At 63.4% G+C, this 17741-nt stretch carries 14 protein-coding genes; 6 read left to right on the forward strand and 8 right to left on the reverse strand.

Translation table 11 applies throughout. The features are described from left to right. Nucleotides 1-79: 79 nt before the first annotated feature. The 6 genes from IFU00_03345 to folD form a co-directional block, all read right to left on the reverse strand. Nucleotides 80-2233, reverse strand: a complete 2154-nt coding sequence (locus tag IFU00_03345) for a gluconolaconase (protein ID MBD8541315.1) — start codon at nucleotides 2231-2233, stop codon at nucleotides 80-82. 128 nt (nucleotides 2234-2361) lie between these two features. After that, nucleotides 2362-2691, reverse strand: coding sequence for an H-NS histone family protein (locus IFU00_03350; protein ID MBD8541316.1), 330 nt, complete (start codon nucleotides 2689-2691; stop codon nucleotides 2362-2364). Nucleotides 2692-2835: 144 nt separating this feature from the next. After that, a complete protein-coding gene (locus tag IFU00_03355; GenBank protein ID MBD8541317.1) occupies nucleotides 2836-3270 on the reverse strand; it encodes a hypothetical protein in 435 nt (144 codons plus the stop codon). Further along, a complete protein-coding gene (locus tag IFU00_03360; protein ID MBD8541318.1) occupies nucleotides 3267-3692 on the reverse strand; it encodes a DNA polymerase III subunit chi in 426 nt (141 codons plus the stop codon). Before IFU00_03360 ends, IFU00_03355 begins: the two co-directional genes overlap by 4 nt. Nucleotides 3693-3750: 58 nt before the next feature. Then, complete coding sequence (locus IFU00_03365) at nucleotides 3751-5826, reverse strand: M3 family metallopeptidase (GenBank protein ID MBD8541319.1); 2076 nt, start codon at nucleotides 5824-5826, stop codon at nucleotides 3751-3753. Nucleotides 5827-5846: 20 nt separating this feature from the next. Continuing rightward, nucleotides 5847-6707 carry a bifunctional methylenetetrahydrofolate dehydrogenase/methenyltetrahydrofolate cyclohydrolase FolD gene (folD, locus tag IFU00_03370; GenBank protein ID MBD8541320.1) on the reverse strand — a complete coding sequence of 287 codons (861 nt, stop codon included), beginning with the start codon at nucleotides 6705-6707 and terminating at the stop codon, nucleotides 5847-5849. 340 nt (nucleotides 6708-7047) lie between these two features. Between folD and aceE the strand changes: the two genes are divergently transcribed. The 4 genes from aceE (at nucleotide 7048) to IFU00_03390 (ending at nucleotide 13826) form a co-directional block, all read left to right on the forward strand. Further along, on the forward strand, nucleotides 7048-9744 hold the full coding sequence (gene aceE / locus IFU00_03375) for a pyruvate dehydrogenase (acetyl-transferring), homodimeric type (GenBank protein ID MBD8541321.1): 2697 nt from the start codon (nucleotides 7048-7050) through the stop codon (nucleotides 9742-9744). A gap of 75 nt (nucleotides 9745-9819) precedes the next feature. Continuing rightward, complete coding sequence (gene aceF / locus IFU00_03380) at nucleotides 9820-11481, forward strand: dihydrolipoyllysine-residue acetyltransferase (protein MBD8541322.1); 1662 nt, start codon at nucleotides 9820-9822, stop codon at nucleotides 11479-11481. 13 nt (nucleotides 11482-11494) lie between these two features. After that, on the forward strand, nucleotides 11495-13351 hold the full coding sequence (gene lpdA / locus IFU00_03385; GenBank protein ID MBD8541323.1) for a dihydrolipoyl dehydrogenase: 1857 nt from the start codon (nucleotides 11495-11497) through the stop codon (nucleotides 13349-13351). 151 nt (nucleotides 13352-13502) lie between these two features. Next, nucleotides 13503-13826, forward strand: coding sequence for a hypothetical protein (locus tag IFU00_03390; protein MBD8541324.1), 324 nt, complete (start codon nucleotides 13503-13505; stop codon nucleotides 13824-13826). A 68-nt stretch (nucleotides 13827-13894) separates the two neighbouring features. On the opposite strand, the gene IFU00_03395 is transcribed toward IFU00_03390, so the two are convergent. Both IFU00_03395 and IFU00_03400 read right to left on the reverse strand, forming a co-directional pair. Then, the gene (locus tag IFU00_03395) at nucleotides 13895-14080 is read right to left on the reverse strand and encodes a hypothetical protein (protein ID MBD8541325.1); all 186 of its coding nucleotides are present in this window, start codon (nucleotides 14078-14080) and stop codon (nucleotides 13895-13897) included. Nucleotides 14081-14215: 135 nt separating this feature from the next. After that, nucleotides 14216-14863: a TetR/AcrR family transcriptional regulator gene (locus IFU00_03400; GenBank protein MBD8541326.1), complete on the reverse strand. Its 648-nt coding sequence runs from the start codon at nucleotides 14861-14863 to the stop codon at nucleotides 14216-14218. A gap of 114 nt (nucleotides 14864-14977) precedes the next feature. On the opposite strand from IFU00_03400, the gene IFU00_03405 reads away from it, so the two are divergent. Together IFU00_03405 and IFU00_03410 are read left to right on the forward strand one after the other, a co-directional pair. Further along, entirely contained in the window at nucleotides 14978-16117 is a 1140-nt protein-coding gene (locus IFU00_03405; GenBank protein ID MBD8541327.1) for an HlyD family secretion protein, read from the forward strand. A gap of 7 nt (nucleotides 16118-16124) precedes the next feature. Beyond that, nucleotides 16125-17741 carry a DHA2 family efflux MFS transporter permease subunit gene (locus IFU00_03410; protein MBD8541328.1) on the forward strand — a complete coding sequence of 539 codons (1617 nt, stop codon included), beginning with the start codon at nucleotides 16125-16127 and terminating at the stop codon, nucleotides 17739-17741.

A 17741-nucleotide genomic window follows, 5' to 3' on the forward strand; every position in this document is an offset into this window, starting at 1 on the left:
ACCTTGATGTCTATATAAAGTAGATCTCAAGGTCTAGATTATGTGACGTGCATGACGACAGTTGGCCGCCGGTGCGCGTCTACTCGATCTCGAACGCCAGGTCGCGGCTGTTCTGCGCCACCTGGCCCGCATAGTCGGCGGCGTGGATGCGCAGCAGGTACTCGCCGGGTGCCAGGTCGGCGATGCGCCAGCTGCCCGTCTCGATCCTGCCATCGCGCAGGCGGTTGTTGAGGGCGTAGTCGAACTGGGTCGATGCGCTGCCGTAGACCGTGATGCCACTGGTCGGTGCATAGACCGCTTTCACGGCGTCAGGATTGCGCGGCAGGCGGTCGTAGACCTGCGTGATGACCGGCTGCTCGAAGCCGGGCAGCGGCGTGCCGTCGGCGCGCAGCACCTGGTAGCCCAGCTTGTACAGGCCCAGCTTGCGGCGCGCCAGGTTGCCATCCACCTGGTCGTAGGCATTCACGACGATCTGCAGCTCGCCCAGCGTACGGTCGAGGCGCAGGGGCTGACCCTTTTTCGCCATGATGCGCTTGCCGGCCGTGTCGTACAGCGCGATGCGCGAGATTGTCGGCGTCACCGTGTCGACAAAGCCGGTGAACGGCAGCGTGAGCGCATTGACGAGCGTGCCGCCCTGGTAGTAATCGAGGTGCACGTGCGACAGCGCATTGAGCGTGCCGAGCTTGTCGCCCACGGCAAAGCGGGTGCCGCGCGGCACCCGCACGCGCACCGCCTTGCCGGGTTTGCCATTGGCGGTTTCTTCGCGCTGGATCTGGAAGCGCGGATCGAGCGCGCGGCCTTGTGGATCGCGGCCCACGCGCATGTGGATGTAGGACAGCGGCCCCACGCTCATGCCCTCGCCGAGGTTGTTGAACCCCCAGTTTGCATACGGATCGGTCACCTTGGCCGGCAGGATCGCCAGCACGGTTGCGCCGACGTCGCCGCGCACATCCAGGCCCGCGTGGAAATGGTCGCGGCTGTCGCCGCCATATGTACCGCGCACTTCGCCCATCACGCCCACGACTTCATGGACCATGTCTTGCGGGCCAAGCGGCCAGGGCATCGGTGCCGTACGCCGTTGCAGCGGTGGGCGCGCCAGCACGGGCGCGGCTTCGCCCGCACGCGGCGGCGCCAGACGGTGCAGGCGATGGGCGTTGGCGTCGGCGACCACCAGGCTGCCGTCGCGCGCAACGGCAATGCCGCGCGGGCCGTTGAGCTGCACGGTGCCGTCGCTGCCGAAACCGTTCGGCTCAAGCGGGTGGTCGGTATCCTCCAGCGGGCGGAATTCGCCCGTTGGCGTCATTTGCAGGATGCGCCCGCCGGCACTGGCGACGATGTACAGGTAGCCATCGCGTGTGACGGCCAGGCCGACCGGGCGGCGCAGCGCAGGCCGGCGTTCGGCCTCGGGTGGCAGCGCGAGCGTGTCGACCGTGCCATCGGGCCGCAGGCGGCGCACTGCGTTGTTGCCGGTGTCGGCGATGTACAGGTTGCCATCGTGATCGACGGCCAGTGCGCTTGGGGTATCGAAGGCGGCGGCCGTGCCGGGGCCGTCGAACAGGTTCGGCTTGCCGGTGCCGGCCAGCGTGGTCACCGTGCCATCCTGGGCGATACGGCGGATGCGGTCGTTGTAGGTGTCGGCCACATAGACGATGCCGGCGTCATCCACTGCAATGCCGACCGGGCCGTTGAACTGGGCAGCACGGCCGATGCCATCCACGTAGCCGGGACTGCCGTTGCCGGCCAGCGTCGTCACGGCGCCACCCGGCGCGATGCGGCGGATCGCATGGTTGCCGGTGTCGGCCACGTACAGGTTGCCCAGGTGGTCGAGCGCGATGGCGGACGGCGTGTTGAAGGCCGCAACCGCGCCCAGGCCATCGACAAAGCCTTCCTTGCCGCCAGCCAGCGTCGAGACTGCGCCATCGGGCTGCACGACGCGGATGCGGTTGGCCTCGCCCCCGTCGGCAACGTAGATTGCGCCGCGCGGGCCAATGGCCACGCCGTACGGATCGCTGAAGCGACTGGCCAGTGCCGCGCCATCGAGCGCGCCGTCCTGACCGTCGCCAGCCAGCAGGTGCACGCGGGCAGGCCAGAACGGTTGGGTGCTGGCCACCGGGGCGGTCAGTACCGGGGTGGCGCCGGTGTGGGGTTCGACCCGGTCGGTGTACCAGAAGACGGTGCCGACGGCCAGAATGGCGGCGCCGGCGAGTGCTGCGATGAGGGGAGTGCGTTTCACGACGACGACCGGCTGATTGCTGAAGTTGCAATCTTAGCCGAAACACGTGAATGGATGGGGCGGGCAAAAATGCGAACGCCGCCGGACGAACGTCGCGGCGGCGTGCAGGTCTTGCGTATTTACGAGGCTCAGATGCGCAGGTCGTCCAGCGACTTGCCTTTGCCCAGAGCATCGACGACCCATTTTGGTTGACGGCCACGGCCGGTCCAGGTCTGGGTATTGTCCGCCGGGTTGTGATATTGCGGATTGACTTTGGCGCCGCCCGTCTTCTTGGCTTTGGTACCGCCCTTGGCCAGCAGTTCCTCGACCGAGATTCCCATATTCTGGGCGATCTCGAGAATTTGCTCACGCGCTTTCTTGACGTCTTGATGCTGGCGGTTTTTGATCTCCTTTTCGATATCGAATTGAAGACCTTTCAGTTCGGCGAGGTTATAACCCGACAGATTGATGTTTGCCATTTTGTTTCTTCCTTGATTAGGTGATTCGATTCGTTTCGAAGAGCCGCGCAGGGATTTTACTATTGAACCGCCAATTTGGAATGACAATCGTGCGCGGGGTTAATTTCGAATCAAATGGAAGGCAGAGCAACATGTAGCGCCGGTTTATTTTTCCAGCATTCTGATGTGTGCAATTTCTTGCGAAACTGCGCGCGTCACGACATCGCTCAGCGTTTCGCCGAGGCTGTTGCGAATATCGGCCGAGAAATTGGTCATTGCTTTGTCGACGGCATCGGCAATACCGTCGCGCAGGCGCTGTTCGAGCACGAAATCGATCCGCCCCTGCAATTGCTGCAGGATGCGCTCGGTAACACGTCGCTCCATGACGCTCCATTGCTCACCGCTCCAGTGGTCGACAGCGCGCCGTTCCAGTGCCTCTGGCGCATCCTCCGGTGCGGCCACCACGGGCGCAGGCGGTGGCGGGGCCTCTGCCTCAACGATCGGCGCCGGCTGCGCGACTGGCGCGCCCGGCGCGTTTGGTTCCGCGACCACTTCGGTCAACACGGGAATACTGGCATCGAAAGCGGGATCGTGGTTCATGATTGTCCTGCGACGAAGTGGGTCAGCGGATAGGATTCTTTTTTATACGCGACATAGCGTTTGCGGCCTTCGGCGGCATCTTCTTCATCGATCGAGATAATTTCAAACACGCGCGCGAATTGCGTGAAATTGCGCGGCCTGCGACGCGTCAGGTTCACGAGCATATCGTGGTGCGGCAGCTCGCTGTCTTCATTATCGGTAATCACGATCGGCGTTTGCGCCGCCAACCCGTCGCCTGCCATCACGTGCGGAATGAAATCAGTATCCGATACGGTCCACATGGCGGCATTCAAGGCGTCGGCTTGTTCGGGGCTATCGGCCAGCACCACGATTTTGGCGCGCGCGCCATATGCCTTGCGCGCAAGGCGGCAGGCATAGGCCAGCTTATCCGGGATATTGGTATGAAAGTCGATGCGGGTCATGGGCGCTTATGGAAAATCGGGAGTGCGCTGGCACTCCCGACAGGGTCAATCCAAATGGTCAGGCATTCATGCCGCTATGGCGCAGCAAGGCATCGATCGATGGCTCGCGGCCGCGGAAGGCCTTGAATGAATCGAGCGCCGGCCGCGAACCGCCCACCGCCAGAATCTCGCGCTGGAAGCGCCGGCCCGTTTCGAACAGGTCGGCGCCGCCATCGACAACGGCTTCTTCGAATGCGGCATAGGCGTCGGCCGACAGCACCTCGGCCCACTTGTAGCTGTAGTAACCGGCCGCGTAACCGCCCGCGAAGATGTGGCTGAACGAATGCAGGAAGCGGTTGAACGACGGCGGCGTGATCACCGCGAAGTTGCGGCGCACGTCATCGATCAGCGCCTGGACTTCCCCGTTGTGCGCGTCGAAGTCGTAGTGCAGGTGCATGTCGATCAGCGAGAACTCGACCTGGCGCAGTGTCTGCATCCCGGACTGGAAGTTCTTTGCGGCCGTCATCTTGTCGAACAGCGCGCGTGGCAGCGGCTCGCCGGTTTTCACGTGCGCCGTCATCTGCTGCAGCTTGTCCCACTCCCAGCAGAAGTTTTCCATGAACTGCGACGGCAACTCCACCGCATCCCATTCGACGCCCGAGATGCCCGAAACCGACAGCTCTTCGACTTCGGTCAGCATATGGTGCAGGCCGTGGCCGAATTCGTGGAACAGCGTGGTCACTTCGTCGTGCGTGAACAGCGACGGCTGCAGCACGCCATCTTTCATTGCCGGCGGCGTGAAGTTGCAGACCAGGTACGCCACTGGCGTCTGCACGGTGCCGCCGTGCAGCAGGCGGCGGCCGCGCGCATCGTTCATCCACGCGCCTTGCGCCTTGCCGGCGCGCGCATACAGGTCGAGGTAGAACTGGCCGACCAGCTGGCCATCGCGCTCGATGCGGAAGAAGCGCACGTCCGGGTGCCAGGTTGGCGCGTCGTCCGGACGCACGGTCACGCCAAACAGCTCCTGGATCACGCCGAACAGGCCCGCGACCACCTTCGGCTCGGGGAAGTATTCCTTCACTTCCTGGGCCGAGAACGCGTAACGCTGCTCGCGCAGCTTTTCGGAGGCGAAGGCCACGTCCCACGATTGCAGGTCGTCGATCGCCAGCTCGTCGCGCGCAAACGCGCGCAGTTCGGCCAGGTCTTTCTCGGCATACGGGCGGGCGCGGCGCGCCAGGTCTTCGAGGAATTCGATCACGTGCTGCGGGCTTTGCGCCATCTTGGCCACCAGCGAGATATCGGCAAAGCTGCCGTAGTCGAGCATCTTCGCTTCTTCATTGCGCAGTTGCAGCAACTTGACGATGTTCGACGAGTTGTCCCACTTCGCGACATCGGTAAACATGATGCCGGCGTCGGACGCCTTGGTCGCGGTGGCGCGGTAGATCGTTTCGCGCAGCGCGCGGTTGGTACTGAACTGCAGGATCGGGAAGTACGACGGGAAGTGCAGCGTGAACAGCCAGCCGGTCTTGCCATCGCGTTCGGCGGCGGCCTTTGCAGCAGCCTTCACGTCGTCCGGCAGGCCGGCCAGTTCGGCTTCGCTGTCGACCACGAGCTTGTAGTCGTTGGTGGCGTCGAGCACGTTTTCCGAAAAGCGCGTCGACAGTTGCGACTGCTGTTCCTGGATCTCGGCGAAGCGTTCTTTTTTATCGGCGGCCAGTTCGGCGCCCCCCAGGCGGAAGTCGCGCAGCGCGTTCTCGACGATGCGCTTGCGGGTGTCGCTCAGCGCCTCGAAACCGGCGCTTTCGCGCAGCTGCTTGTATTTGGTGAACAGTGCTTCGTTCTGGCTAAGGGCGGTCGAGAACTCGACGACCTTCGGCTGGTTCTCATTGTAGGTGGCGCGCAGCTCGGGGGTGTCGACCACGTGGTTCAGGTGGCCGACCACGCCCCAGGCGCGGCCCAGGCGCTCGCCGACGTCGTCGAGCGGGGCCAGCGTGGCCCAGGTAACCTCATCCAGCGGCGCCTCGAGCTGCGCCACAACGGCGTTCGCCTCGGCGATCAGACTGTCGATGGCGGACGTGACATGTTCGGGCCTGATCGCGTCAAAGCGCGGCAAGTCGGAAAAGTCGAGGAGGGGATTGCTCGTTTCGTTCGTCATCAATAGTCCTTCCAGATTGGTTAGCGTTGGTTCTTCAGTTCGCGTTCCGCCGATTCCACCGTGTTTTGCAGCAGCATCGTGATCGTCATGGGGCCCACACCGCCCGGCACCGGGGTGATGTGGCCGGCGACTTCACGCACGCCGGCAAAATCGACGTCGCCGCACAGCTTGCCCGCGTCGTCGCGGTTCATGCCCACGTCGATCACGATCGCGCCCGGCTTGACCATATCGGCGGTCAGGGTATTGCGGCGGCCGACAGCGGCCACCACGACATCGGCCTGGCGGGTGTGGTAGCCCAGATCCGCGGTCGCGCTATGACATATGGTCACGGTGGCATTGGCTTGCAAGAGCAGCATGGCCATTGGTTTGCCGACGGTGTTGCTGCGGCCGATCACGACAGCGTGCTTGCCGCGCAGGTCGACACCCGTGGTTTCGATCAGCTTCATGCAGCCGTATGGGGTGCATGGGCGGAAGCCTTCCAGGCCCGTCATCAGTTCGCCGGCCGACAGCACCGAGTAGCCGTCGACATCCTTGGCCGTCGAAATCGCTTCGATGACCTTGTTCGGGTCGATGTGCTTTGGCAGCGGCATTTGTACCAGGATGCCGTGGATGGCCGGGTCGGTATTCAATGCTGCAATGCGATCAAGCAGGGCGGCTTCGCTCAGGTCGGCGTCGTATTTTTCGAGCACCGAGTGGAAACCCACGTCGCCGCAGGCCTTGACCTTGTTGCGCACATAGACCTGGCTGGCGGGATCTTCGCCGACCAGGATCACGGCCAGGCCGGGCTGCTTGCCGGCTTCAGTAAGCCTGGCGGTACGCGCGGCGATGTCGGCGCGCAGTTGTTGGGAAAGCAGGATTCCGTCGATGTGTTGGGCTGGCATGGTGGGAGGCTCGTCGCTGGGCAAAAACAGAATTATACGGCCCGCGCCTGCCTTGCCGTTCGCTGTCGCCCGCTCCGCATGGCTGAAAATGGCCTTTTTTGCCGTGTTTCAGGCGCTTCGGTATACAGTGATTGGTGGCAGGAAGTTCAACATTTCCCTATACAAATTGTGCAGTTGCAGCATAGTTTTTCACATTATGAAATCGAATATCATAGTTTGAAAATGCGGAAGTCCACTGTTAGAATCTGATGGTTTAGCTAAAAGTTAGTTCGAATTTCATCAACCGCCGCCAGCCTGCGCAGGGATCGGATGGGGCGTACCACACTAGGAGACGCATGACATGGCAGCTCAACTCGACCAGTTGACCTCGCAAACCGCCAACGATCCGGATGCAATCGAGACCAAGGAATGGCTCGATGCGCTGGAGGCGGTGATCGAACATGAAGGAACGGAACGCGCCCATTACCTGATGGAGCGCCTGGTGGACCTGGCGCGCCGTCGCGGCGCGCACGTCCCGTTCTCGAGCAACACCGCGTACGTCAACACGATTCCCGCGCACCTGAACCAGAACTCGCCCGGCAACCTCGAATACGAAGAGCGCCTGCGCTCGTGGATGCGCTGGAACGCGATGGCGATGGTGGTCAAGGCCAACCGCGCCGACGGCGACCTCGGTGGGCACATCTCGTCGTTCGCCTCGCTCGCCAATATGCTGGGCACGGGCTTCAACCACTTCTGGCACGCCCCGACCGAAGACCACGGCGGCGACCTGCTGTACATCCAGGGCCACTCGTCGCCAGGCATCTACGCCCGCGCCTTCCTCGAAGGCCGCCTCACCGAAGAACAGCTGCTGAACTTCCGCCGTGAAGTCGACGGCAAGGGCCTGTCGTCGTACCCGCACCCGAAACTGATGCCGGACTTCTGGCAGTTCCCGACCGTCTCGATGGGCCTGGGCCCGCTGATGGCGATCTACCAGGCGCGCTTCCTGAAGTACCTGCACGCACGCGGCATCGCCAAGACCGACAACCGCAAGGTCTGGGTCTTCTGCGGCGACGGCGAGATGGATGAGCCGGAATCGATGGGCGCAATCGGCATGGCCGCGCGCGAGCAGCTGGACAACCTGGTCATGGTCGTCAACTGCAACCTGCAGCGCCTGGACGGTCCGGTGCGCGGCAACGGCAAGATCATCCAGGAACTCGAAGCCGACTTCCGCGGCGCCGGCTGGAACGTCGTCAAGGTCATCTGGGGCTCGCAGTGGGATCCGCTGCTGGCCCAGGACAAGGACGGCATCCTGCAGCGCGTGATGATGGAATCGGTCGACGGCGAATACCAGAACTACAAGGCCAAGGACGGCGCCTACGTGCGCAAGCACTTCTTCGGCAAGGATCCGGCGCTGCTCGAGATGGTGTCGAAGATGAGCGACGACGACATCTGGCGCCTGACCCGCGGTGGTCACGATCCGCACAAGATCTACGCCGCGTTCAAGAACGCGCAAGAAAACAAGGGCACGCCAACCGTCCTGCTGGTGAAGACCGTCAAGGGCTTCGGCATGGGCAAGTCGGGCGAGGCGCGCAACACCGCGCACCAGACCAAGAAGCTCGATGACCAGGCGATCCGCGACATGCGCGACCGCTTCAACATCGCGATTCCCGACGACCAACTGGCCGACATCCCGTTCTTCAAGCCGGCCGACGATGCGCCCGAAATGGTGTACCTGCACGAGCGCCGCAAGGCACTGGGCGGCTACCTGCCACAGCGCCGTGAAAAGTCGGACGAAAAGCTGACGGTGCCGGCACTGGCGTCGTTCAAGGGCGTGCTCGAGCCAACTCCGGAAGGCCGTGAAATCTCGTCGACCCAGGCGTATGTGCGCGTGATCACGAGCCTGCTGAAGGACGAAAGCATCGGCCAGCGCATCGTGCCGATCCTGGTCGACGAATCGCGTACCTTCGGCATGGAAGGCCTGTTCCGCCAGATCGGCATCTTCAACCAGCAGGGCCAGTTGTACGAGCCGGTCGACCGCGACCAGGTGATGTACTACCGCGAAGACAAGGCAGGCCAGATCCTGCAAGAGGGTATCAACGAAGCGGGCGGCATGAGCTCGTGGATCGCCGCGGCGACGTCGTACTCGTCGAACAACCGCACGATGATCCCGTTCTACACGTTCTACTCGATGTTCGGCATGCAGCGCGTCGGCGACCTGGTCTGGCTGGCGGGCGACATCCGCGCGCGCGGCTTCCTGATGGGCGGCACTGCCGGGCGCACGACGCTCAATGGCGAAGGCCTGCAGCACGAAGATGGCCACAGCCACATCATCGCTGCGACCGTGCCGAACTGCCTGCCGTACGATCCGACCTTCGGTCACGAAGTCGCGGTCATCATCCAGGACGGTCTGCGCCGCATGGTGGAAGAACAGGAAGACGTGTTCTACTACATCACCATCATGAACGAGAACTACCCGCAGCCGGGCCTGAAGCCTGGCCAGGAAGCCGGCATTCTCAAGGGCCTGTACTTGCTGCAAGAGGGTGGCAAGGACAACGCCCAGCGCGTGCAGCTGATCGGTTGCGGCACCATCCTGCGCGAGTCGATCTTTGCGGCCGAACTGCTCAAGAACGACTGGAACGTCGATGCGGACGTGTGGTCGGCGCCGTCGCTGACGCTGCTGGCACGTGACGGCAACGATTGCGAACGCTGGAACATGGTCAATCCGGAGCAGCCGCAGCGCGTGCCGTACGTGACCGAGATGCTGGGCGCCACCAGTGGCCCGATCGTCGCGACGACCGACTACATGCGCATGTTCGCCGAGCAGATCCGCGGCTTCATGCCGAAGGACCGCACCTATAAAGTGCTGGGTACGGACGGCTTTGGCCGCTCGGATTCGCGCGTCAAGCTGCGCGAGTTCTTCGAAGTGAACCGCTACTACATCACGGTGGCTTCGCTGCGCGCACTGGCCGACGAAGGCAAGATCGACCGCGCCATCGTGTCGCAGGCGATCGCCAAGTACGGCATCGACCAGAACAAGCCGAATCCGGTGACCCAGTAATGCTCACGTCCGCCACCCCGCGCTGTTCGGGGTGGCGGGTCGAGGCTAACTCACATAACAATTGGAGCTAACACTATGAGCATTGTGGAAGTCAAAGTCCCTGATATCGGCGACTTCAAGGAAGTGGAAGTGATCGAGCTGATGGTCAAGCCGGGCGACACCATCAAGGTGGACCAGTCCCTGGTGACCGTCGAGTCGGACAAGGCCAGCATGGAGATTCCGTCGAGCCACGCCGGTGTGGTCAAGGAAATCAAGATCAAGGTCGGCGACAAGGTTGCCGAAGGCTCGCTCGTGCTGCTGCTCGAAGAAGCGGGCGGCGCGGCTGACGCGCCAGCTGCTGCCCCGGCTGCCGAAGCTGCACCTGCTGCTGCACCGGCTGCCCCTGCGCCAGCTGCCGCAGAAGCGCCAGCCGCTGCGCCAGCGGCATCCGGTGGCCTGGTCGACGTGACCGTGCCGGACATCGGCGACTTCAAGGAAGTCGAAGTCATCGAACTGATGGTCAAGGTAGGCGACACGATCAAGGTCGACCAGTCGCTGCTGACCGTCGAATCGGACAAGGCCAGCATGGAGATCCCGTCGAGCCATGCCGGCGTGGTCAAGGAAATCAAGGTCAAGGTTGGCGACAAGGTGGCCAAGGATTCGCTCGTGCTGGTCGTGGAAGCGACTGGCGGCGCACCTGCCGCTGCTGCGCCTGCGCCAGCCGCTGCTGCAGCACCGGCCGCCGCGCCTGCTGCACCGGCACCGGCCGCTGCGCCTGCACCAGCCGCCGCACCAGCACCTGCACCAGCCGCACCAGGCGTGACCGGTTCGAAAGCGCACGCGTCGCCATCGATCCGCAAGTTCGCGCGCGAACTGGGCGTGGATCTGGGCCGTGTGCCGGGCAGCGGTCCGAAAGGCCGCATCACCCAGCAGGACGTGCAGAACTTCGTCAAGGGCGTAATGGCAGCACCACCTGCTGCAGCACCGGCAAAAGCCGGCGGCAGTGGCGTCGGTCTGGATTTGCTGGCCTGGCCATCGCTGGACTTCTCGAAATTCGGTCCGACCGAAACGGTGCCGCTGTCGCGCATCAAGAAGATCTCGGGTCCGAACCTGCATCGCAACTGGGTCATGATCCCGCACGTGACGCACTTCGACGAAGCCGACGTGACCGACCTGGAGCAGTTCCGCGTCGACACCAACGCGTCGCTGGCCAAGCAGAAGTCCGCCGTCAAGCTGACCATGCTGGCCTTCGTCATCAAGGCAAGCGTCGCCGCGCTGAAGAAATTCCCGCAATTTAATGCGTCGCTGTCGGGCGATGGCGCAGCGCTGATCACGAAGCAGTACTACAACATCGGCTTCGCGGCCGACACGCCGAACGGCCTGGTGGTCCCTGTCGTCAAGGATGCGGACAAGAAGACCATTTCGCAGATCGCCACTGAAATGGGCGAACTGTCGGCGCAGGCGCGCGACGGCAAGCTGCCGCCGACCGCGATGCAGGGCGCAACGTTCACCATCTCGTCGCTGGGCGGCATTGGTGGTACCGCGTTCACCCCGATCATCAACGCACCGGAACTGGCGATTTTGGGCCTGTCCAAGTCGGCGATGAAGCCGGTGTGGGATGGCTCAAGCTTCCAGCCGCGCCTGATGCTGCCGATGTCGCTGTCGTACGATCATCGCGTGATCGACGGCGCCGGCGCCGCGCGCTTCTCCGCCTACCTGGGCGAAGTGCTGGCGGACCTGCGCAAGACCCTTCTGTGATTGGAGCGCACTGATGAGCACTGTTGAAGTGAAAGTCCCGAATATCGGTGACTTCAAGGACGTCGAAGTCATCGAGTTGATGGTCAAGGCCGGCGACACGATCAAGGTCGACCAGTCCCTGGTCACCGTGGAATCGGACAAGGCCAGCATGGAAATCCCGTCGACGCACGCGGGCGTGGTGCAGTCGATCACGGTCAAGGTCGGCGACAAGATCAATGAAGGTACGCTGCTGCTGACGGTGGAAGAGGGCGCCGCTGCCCCGGCCGCGGACAAGCCAGCCGACAAACCAGCCGACAAACCAGCCGACAAGCCGGCTGCCGCGCCTGCGCCCGCTGCTGCTTCAGGCGGGCCAGCCGCGCCGACCGAATCGCAGGCGCCCGCCAAGCCGGCCCCTGCGCCGGCGCCAGCCGGTCCTGCACCGACCCCGTCGAGCTACACCGGCGCGGTCGACATCGAATGCGACATGATGGTGCTGGGCGCCGGTCCTGGCGGCTACTCTGCTGCGTTCCGCGCGGCCGACCTGGGCATGAACACCGTGCTGGTCGAGAAGTACGCAACGCTGGGCGGCGTGTGCCTGAACGTGGGCTGCATTCCGTCGAAGGCGCTGCTGCACGTGGCGTCCGTCATGGATGAAACGGCGCACATGGCTGACCTGGGCGTGGCGTTCGCCAAGCCAGAAGTCGACATCGACAAGCTGCGCGGCTACAAGGATGGCGTGATCAAGAAGATGACCGGTGGCCTGGCCTTCATGGCCAAGGCGCGCAAGGTCAACACGGTGCAGGGCGTGGGCCAGTTCGTCAGCCCGAACCACATCGAAGTCACGGCAGCCGATGGCGGCAAGAAGGTCATCGCCTTCAAGAAGGCCGTGATCGCGGCCGGTTCGTCGGTGGTCAAGCTGCCGTTCGTGCCGGAAGACCCGCGCATCGTCGATTCGACGGGCGCGCTGGAATTGCGCCAGGTGCCGAAGAAGATGCTCGTCATCGGTGGCGGCATCATCGGCCTGGAAATGGCAACCGTGTATTCGACGTTAGGTGCGCGCATCGACGTGGTCGAGATGATGGATGGCCTGATGCAGGGCGCGGACCGCGAGGCCGTCAAAGTCTGGCAGAAGTACAACGCGCACCGCTTCGACAACATCATGCTGAAGACGAAAACCGTCGGCGTGGAAGCGCTGCCGGAAGGGATCAAGGTCACGTTCGAAGCCGCTGAAGCCGGCGCCACCGCACCGGAACCGCAGCTGTACGACCTGGTCCTGGTGGCCGTGGGCCGCAGCCCGAACGGCAAGAAGGTTGCAGCCGACAAGGCCGGCGTGACGGTGAGCGACCGCGGCTTCATCGCCGTGGACAGCCAGATGCGCACCAACGTGCCGCACATCTTCGCCATCGGCGATCTGGTGGGCCAGCCGATGCTGGCGCACAAGGCGGTGCACGAGGCGCACGTGGCGGCCGAGGCGGCTTTTGAGAAGAAGACGCACTTCGACGCCAAGGTCATTCCATCGGTGGCCTACACCGATCCGGAAGTGGCATGGGTCGGCCTGACCGAAGACGAAGCCAAGCAACAGGGCATCAAGGTCGAGAAGGGTCACTTCCCGTGGAACGCCAGCGGGCGCGCCGTGGCCAATGGCCGCGACGAGGGCTTCACCAAGCTGCTGTTCGACGCTGAAACGCACCGCATCATCGGCGGCACGATCGTCGGCACGCATGCCGGCGACATGATCGGCGAGATCGCGCTGGCGATCGAGATGGGCGCCGACGGCGTGGATATCGGCAAGACGATCCACCCGCACCCGACGCTGGGCGAGTCGATCGGCATGGCAGCCGAAGCGTACGAAGGTGTCTGCACCGATTTGCCGCCACCGCGCAAGCGCTGATCGGCAACGTGGCAGGCGAGACCGGGACCTTTATGGTCCCGGTTTTTTTTTGCAGCGTGCGTGCCGCTTGCAGCACGCCGCCAAAGGTCTAAGATGAAGTGATACGGCGGCAGCAGCGTTGCCGCCTTTCTCGCAACATGCCGGAGGGCATATGGACGAGTACAGCAATGAATACATCGGCACCGTATACGTGCTGCCGCAATCGCACGCATTCGAACTTCATACCGTGCTCCACGGCGCAGCCACCGTCATCACCGGCACCGTTGCCCAACCGTTGGCGCAGCAACTGGCCGATGCCATACCGGGCGGTGGCGGCGTCGCCGATCCATGCCAGCTTGCCCTGCGGCCGCGCCGTGTCGAGGTGGTTACGCGTGTACTCCACGAACGTCACCGGGCGCCACACAAGATGCACTTCCTGACCCGCGTTCACGAGGTCGAAGAGCAGGGCAGGCCAGTCCCACTGTCGGCCGTCTGAAGGCGTTCCACAAAAAAAATGCCGCCCGGTTTGTACCGGGCGGCATGCATGGAGACGTATCGCAGGCTTCAGGCGAAGCTGACGAAACGCTCCGGAATATCGATTGCGCCATTCTTGGCGGCTGCTGCGTAGGTACGCATGTCAGCGATGACTGCTTCGAGCTGGTCATCGCCCGGATTTTCGATAAAACTCTTCATACGCTCTTGCAGGGCAGCTGCCTGATCACGCCATTCATATCTGGACGACTTGCTCATACTTTCTCCTCGCGGTCACACCGCTCTTATTTGAATTCACGACACCCGTTGTGAACATTTACATAATGACATAGTTTAGTGGTAATAGTCGGTACGATGGCACACTGAACTTTCCACCAAGCTACATGCATAAGCTCAGCCGGGTTTGAGCACGCTGCTATAGAACAGTTCCATCCGTGCCGCCAGTTGGCGTTGCGCTTCCTCGCCCGACGGCTCGGCATCCGGAAACAGGAAACGCCCGACCGGATCGCCGTTGATGCAGCCGATCAAGTGCGTCAGCATGACCGACGGCGGCACGTCGTCGCGCAGTTGCTGTCGAATATCGGCACGTGCGAAAAAGCGCGCCAGCATGTCGCGCGTCATGCGCGGGCCGCCCTCATAAAACGCTTCGGCCAGTTCGGGATTCGTGCTCGCCTCGGCGATCACTACCCGCTGCAGGGCGATGGCATCGGGCTCGATCAGCAGCGCGTAGAAATCGCGCGCAAATTCATCGAGGATCGTGCGCAGCGGACGCGTGTCGAGATCCATATTGCGCTCTGCAAACAGGCGCTCGCGCCGCGACGCGAGCACGGCCTTGAGCAGGCCGGCCTTGCCGCCGAACTTGACATAGATGGTGCGCACGGCTACCCGTGCTTCGCGCGCGATCGATTCCAGACTGGTACGCGTGTAGCCGTTTTTCAGGAACAGCCGACAGGCAGCCTCAATCAGTTCCTGATTGCGCGTTTCGACGTCGGCTGCCTTGGGCCGCCCGGCAGATTTTATACATGTCAATGCTGTGTTCATACATTGGACTCTAGAGCAAAATAAAATGAAATGCAACCGTTTCATTTCTTGACTTCGTTGTATTGATGGCGAATAATGCGACGAATCCATTTCATTTCATTTCGGAGCAGCACCATGGCAGAGAACGACATCACGGCACGGCAGGCGAGCGCAGCGCAACCGAAGGCGGACGCTCCCGCCGCCAAGAAGCCGCCCAACAAGCGCGTGCTGATCGTCGTCGGCCTGATTGCACTGCTGGCCATCGGTGCCGGTGGGCGCATGTGGTATCGCAGCTCCCATTTCGTGGAAACCGAAAACGCCTACGTGACCGGCCGCATGCACCAGGTCTCGTCGCGCGTGGCGGGCGTGGTCACCAAGGTGCTGGTGGAAGACAACCAGATGGTCAAGGCGGGCGATGTGCTGGCGCTGCTCGATCCGGCCGACCAGGCCGTGCGCGTCGAGCAGATCCAGGCGCAGATCGCCAGCATGGAGCAGCAGGTCAAGCAGTCCGATGCCCAGCTGCTGCAGGTGCGCGCCCAGGCCGGCGCCGCCGGCGCCCAGGTACGCCAGGCCGAAGCCCAGTTGCTGCGCGCCCGTCAGGACGCCGAGCGTTTCGGCCAGCTGTACAACGACACAATGAAAGCCGTGTCGAAATCCGAAGTCGATGCATCGAGCGCAGCACGTGCGGGCGCCGTGGCCGACGTGGCCGCGCGCCGCGACAACGCCGCCGCCGCGCAGGCACAAATCGGCGCCGCCGAAGCGGGCCGCGACGTGCTCAAGGCCGAAATCAAGGTGTTGCAGGCGCAGCTGAAAGACGCGCGCCAGCAGCTGGCCTACAACAGCATCGTGGCGCCGGTGGCAGGCCGTATCGGCCGACGCAGCGTCGAAGTCGGTGCGCGCGTGCAGCCGGGGCAAGCGATGCTGGCCGTGGTCGAAGACAACGTCTGGGTCGTCGCCAACTTCAAGGAAACACAGCTGGGCGGCCTCGCGCCAGGCCAGGCGGTGAGCCTCGAAGTCGATGCGCTGCCTGATCATCACCTGGTTGGCCGCGTGGACAGTTTCTCGCCGGCGTCGGGCAACCAGTTCGCACTGCTGCCGGCCGATAATGCAACCGGCAACTTCACCAAGATCGTCCAGCGCGTGCCGGTCAAGATCACGCTCGATCCGCAGGACGTCAAGAAGTACGCGGGCCGCCTGGTGCCGGGCATGTCGGTCGTAGCCGAAGTGGAGCTGGGCCAGGACGTGAAGCCGACGCAGACTGCAGCCGCGCGCTAAGCACACCATGACCAGCTTGAGCAAATCAGCCCCGTCGGGCGCGATGGGCAGCGGCATGCCGGGCGCACCCGCGAATGGCGCCGCGGTGGACCTGCGCACCTGGGTCGCGATCGCCGCCGGCATGCTGGGCGCCTTCATGGCGGTGCTCGACATCCAGATCACCAATTCGTCGCTGCGCGACATCCTTGGCACGCTGTCGGCCACGCAGGAAGAAGGCTCGTGGATCTCCACCGCCTACCTGTGCGCCGAGATCGTCGTGATCCCGATGACGGCGCTGTTCACCCGCGCCTTCGGCATGCGCAACTACATGATGGGCACGACCGCGCTGTTCCTCGTGTTTTCGACGCTGTGCGGCGCCGCCTGGAGCCTCGAGAGCATGATCGTGTTTCGCATGCTGCAGGGCTTCACCGGCGGCGCGCTGATCCCGATGGCGATGATGCTCGTGATGACGCGCCTGCCGCCCTCAAAGCGCGCCACTGGCATGGCCATCTTCGGCCTGACCGCAACGCTCGCGCCGGCCATGGGTCCGACGCTGGGCGGGTATCTGACCGAGCTGTATGGCTGGCCGTCGGTCTTCTACATCAACTGGGTCCCGGGCGTGCTGCTCATCGCCGGCATGATGTGGGGGATGGATGCGGAGAAGTCCAACGTCCGCACGCTGATCAAGGCCGACTGGCTCGGCATCGCGCTGATGGCCATGGGCCTGGCCTGCCTGACGATCTTCCTCGAAGAAGGCAACTCGAAGGACTGGTTCGATTCGAGCTTTATCGTGACCTTCGCCGCGCTGTCGCTCACCGGCATCCTGGGCTGGATTGCGCTGAGCTTTACGCGCCCCGATCCGTTCGTGAACTTGGCGCTCTACGGCCAGCGTAACTTCCTGGTGGCGACCACGCTGTCGGCGGTGATCGGCATGGGCCTGTATGGCTCGGCCTACCTGCTGCCGCTGTACCTGGGCCAGATCGCCGGCTACACGCCGATGCAGATCGGCGAAGTGATCGCCTGGGTCGGCCTGCCGCAACTGCTGGTGATGCCGTTCGCGGCCAAGCTGTCCTCGAAAGTGGACAATCGCATCCTGTGCAGCTTCGGCCTGTTCATGTTTGGCATTTCGTGCATCATGAATTCGTACATGGATGCGACGACCGGCTACGACCAGCTGATGTGGACGCAGGTCGTGCGCGCCATCGGCCAGCCGTTCGTGATGCTGACGCTGTCGAACTTCGCGATGTCCGGCCTGCCGCCGCGCGAAATGGGCTCGGCCTCGAGCCTGTTCAACATGACGCGCAATCTCGGCGGCTCGGTCGGCATCGCGCTGCTGGCCACCACGCTGACCAACCGCGAACACTTTCACTCGGCGCGCCTGGGCGAGGCCGTGTCGACTTATGCGCCGGCCACACAGGAGCGTCTCGACATGCTGACCCAGGCCTTCATTGCCAAGGGCATCGACCCGGCGGCTGCGGCCAACCAGGCGCTGGGCGTGGTCGACCGCCTCGTACGGCGTGAATCGTATGTGATGGCCTACAACGACGGCTTCTGGATCATCGGCATGATCCTGCTCGGCTGCATCGCGGCGATCTGGATGGCCGACAAGGTCAAGTCGCCCGGCGGTGGCGGCGGTGGCCATTGA

This window comes from Oxalobacteraceae sp. CFBP 8761 (genome assembly GCA_014841595.1).
Taxonomy (GTDB): domain Bacteria; phylum Pseudomonadota; class Gammaproteobacteria; order Burkholderiales; family Burkholderiaceae_D; genus Telluria.

Excerpts from the sequence above, each read along its gene's own strand:
- IFU00_03410 (MBD8541328.1), top strand. The coding sequence starts at position 16,125 with ATGACCAGCTTGAGCAAATCAGCCCCGTCGGGCGCGATGGGCAGCGGC.
- IFU00_03400 (MBD8541326.1), bottom strand. The coding sequence starts at position 14,863 with ATGAACACAGCATTGACATGTATAAAATCTGCCGGGCGGCCCAAGGCA.
- folD (MBD8541320.1), bottom strand. The coding sequence starts at position 6,707 with ATGCCAGCCCAACACATCGACGGAATCCTGCTTTCCCAACAACTGCGC.
- IFU00_03350 (MBD8541316.1), bottom strand. The coding sequence starts at position 2,691 with ATGGCAAACATCAATCTGTCGGGTTATAACCTCGCCGAACTGAAAGGT.
- IFU00_03360 (MBD8541318.1), bottom strand. The coding sequence starts at position 3,692 with ATGACCCGCATCGACTTTCATACCAATATCCCGGATAAGCTGGCCTAT.
- aceF (MBD8541322.1), top strand. The coding sequence starts at position 9,820 with ATGAGCATTGTGGAAGTCAAAGTCCCTGATATCGGCGACTTCAAGGAA.
- lpdA (MBD8541323.1), top strand. The coding sequence starts at position 11,495 with ATGAGCACTGTTGAAGTGAAAGTCCCGAATATCGGTGACTTCAAGGAC.
- IFU00_03405 (MBD8541327.1), top strand. The coding sequence starts at position 14,978 with ATGGCAGAGAACGACATCACGGCACGGCAGGCGAGCGCAGCGCAACCG.
- IFU00_03355 (MBD8541317.1), bottom strand. The coding sequence starts at position 3,270 with ATGAACCACGATCCCGCTTTCGATGCCAGTATTCCCGTGTTGACCGAA.
- IFU00_03365 (MBD8541319.1), bottom strand. The coding sequence starts at position 5,826 with ATGACGAACGAAACGAGCAATCCCCTCCTCGACTTTTCCGACTTGCCG.
- aceE (MBD8541321.1), top strand. The coding sequence starts at position 7,048 with ATGGCAGCTCAACTCGACCAGTTGACCTCGCAAACCGCCAACGATCCG.
- IFU00_03395 (MBD8541325.1), bottom strand. The coding sequence starts at position 14,080 with ATGAGCAAGTCGTCCAGATATGAATGGCGTGATCAGGCAGCTGCCCTG.
- IFU00_03390 (MBD8541324.1), top strand. The coding sequence starts at position 13,503 with ATGGACGAGTACAGCAATGAATACATCGGCACCGTATACGTGCTGCCG.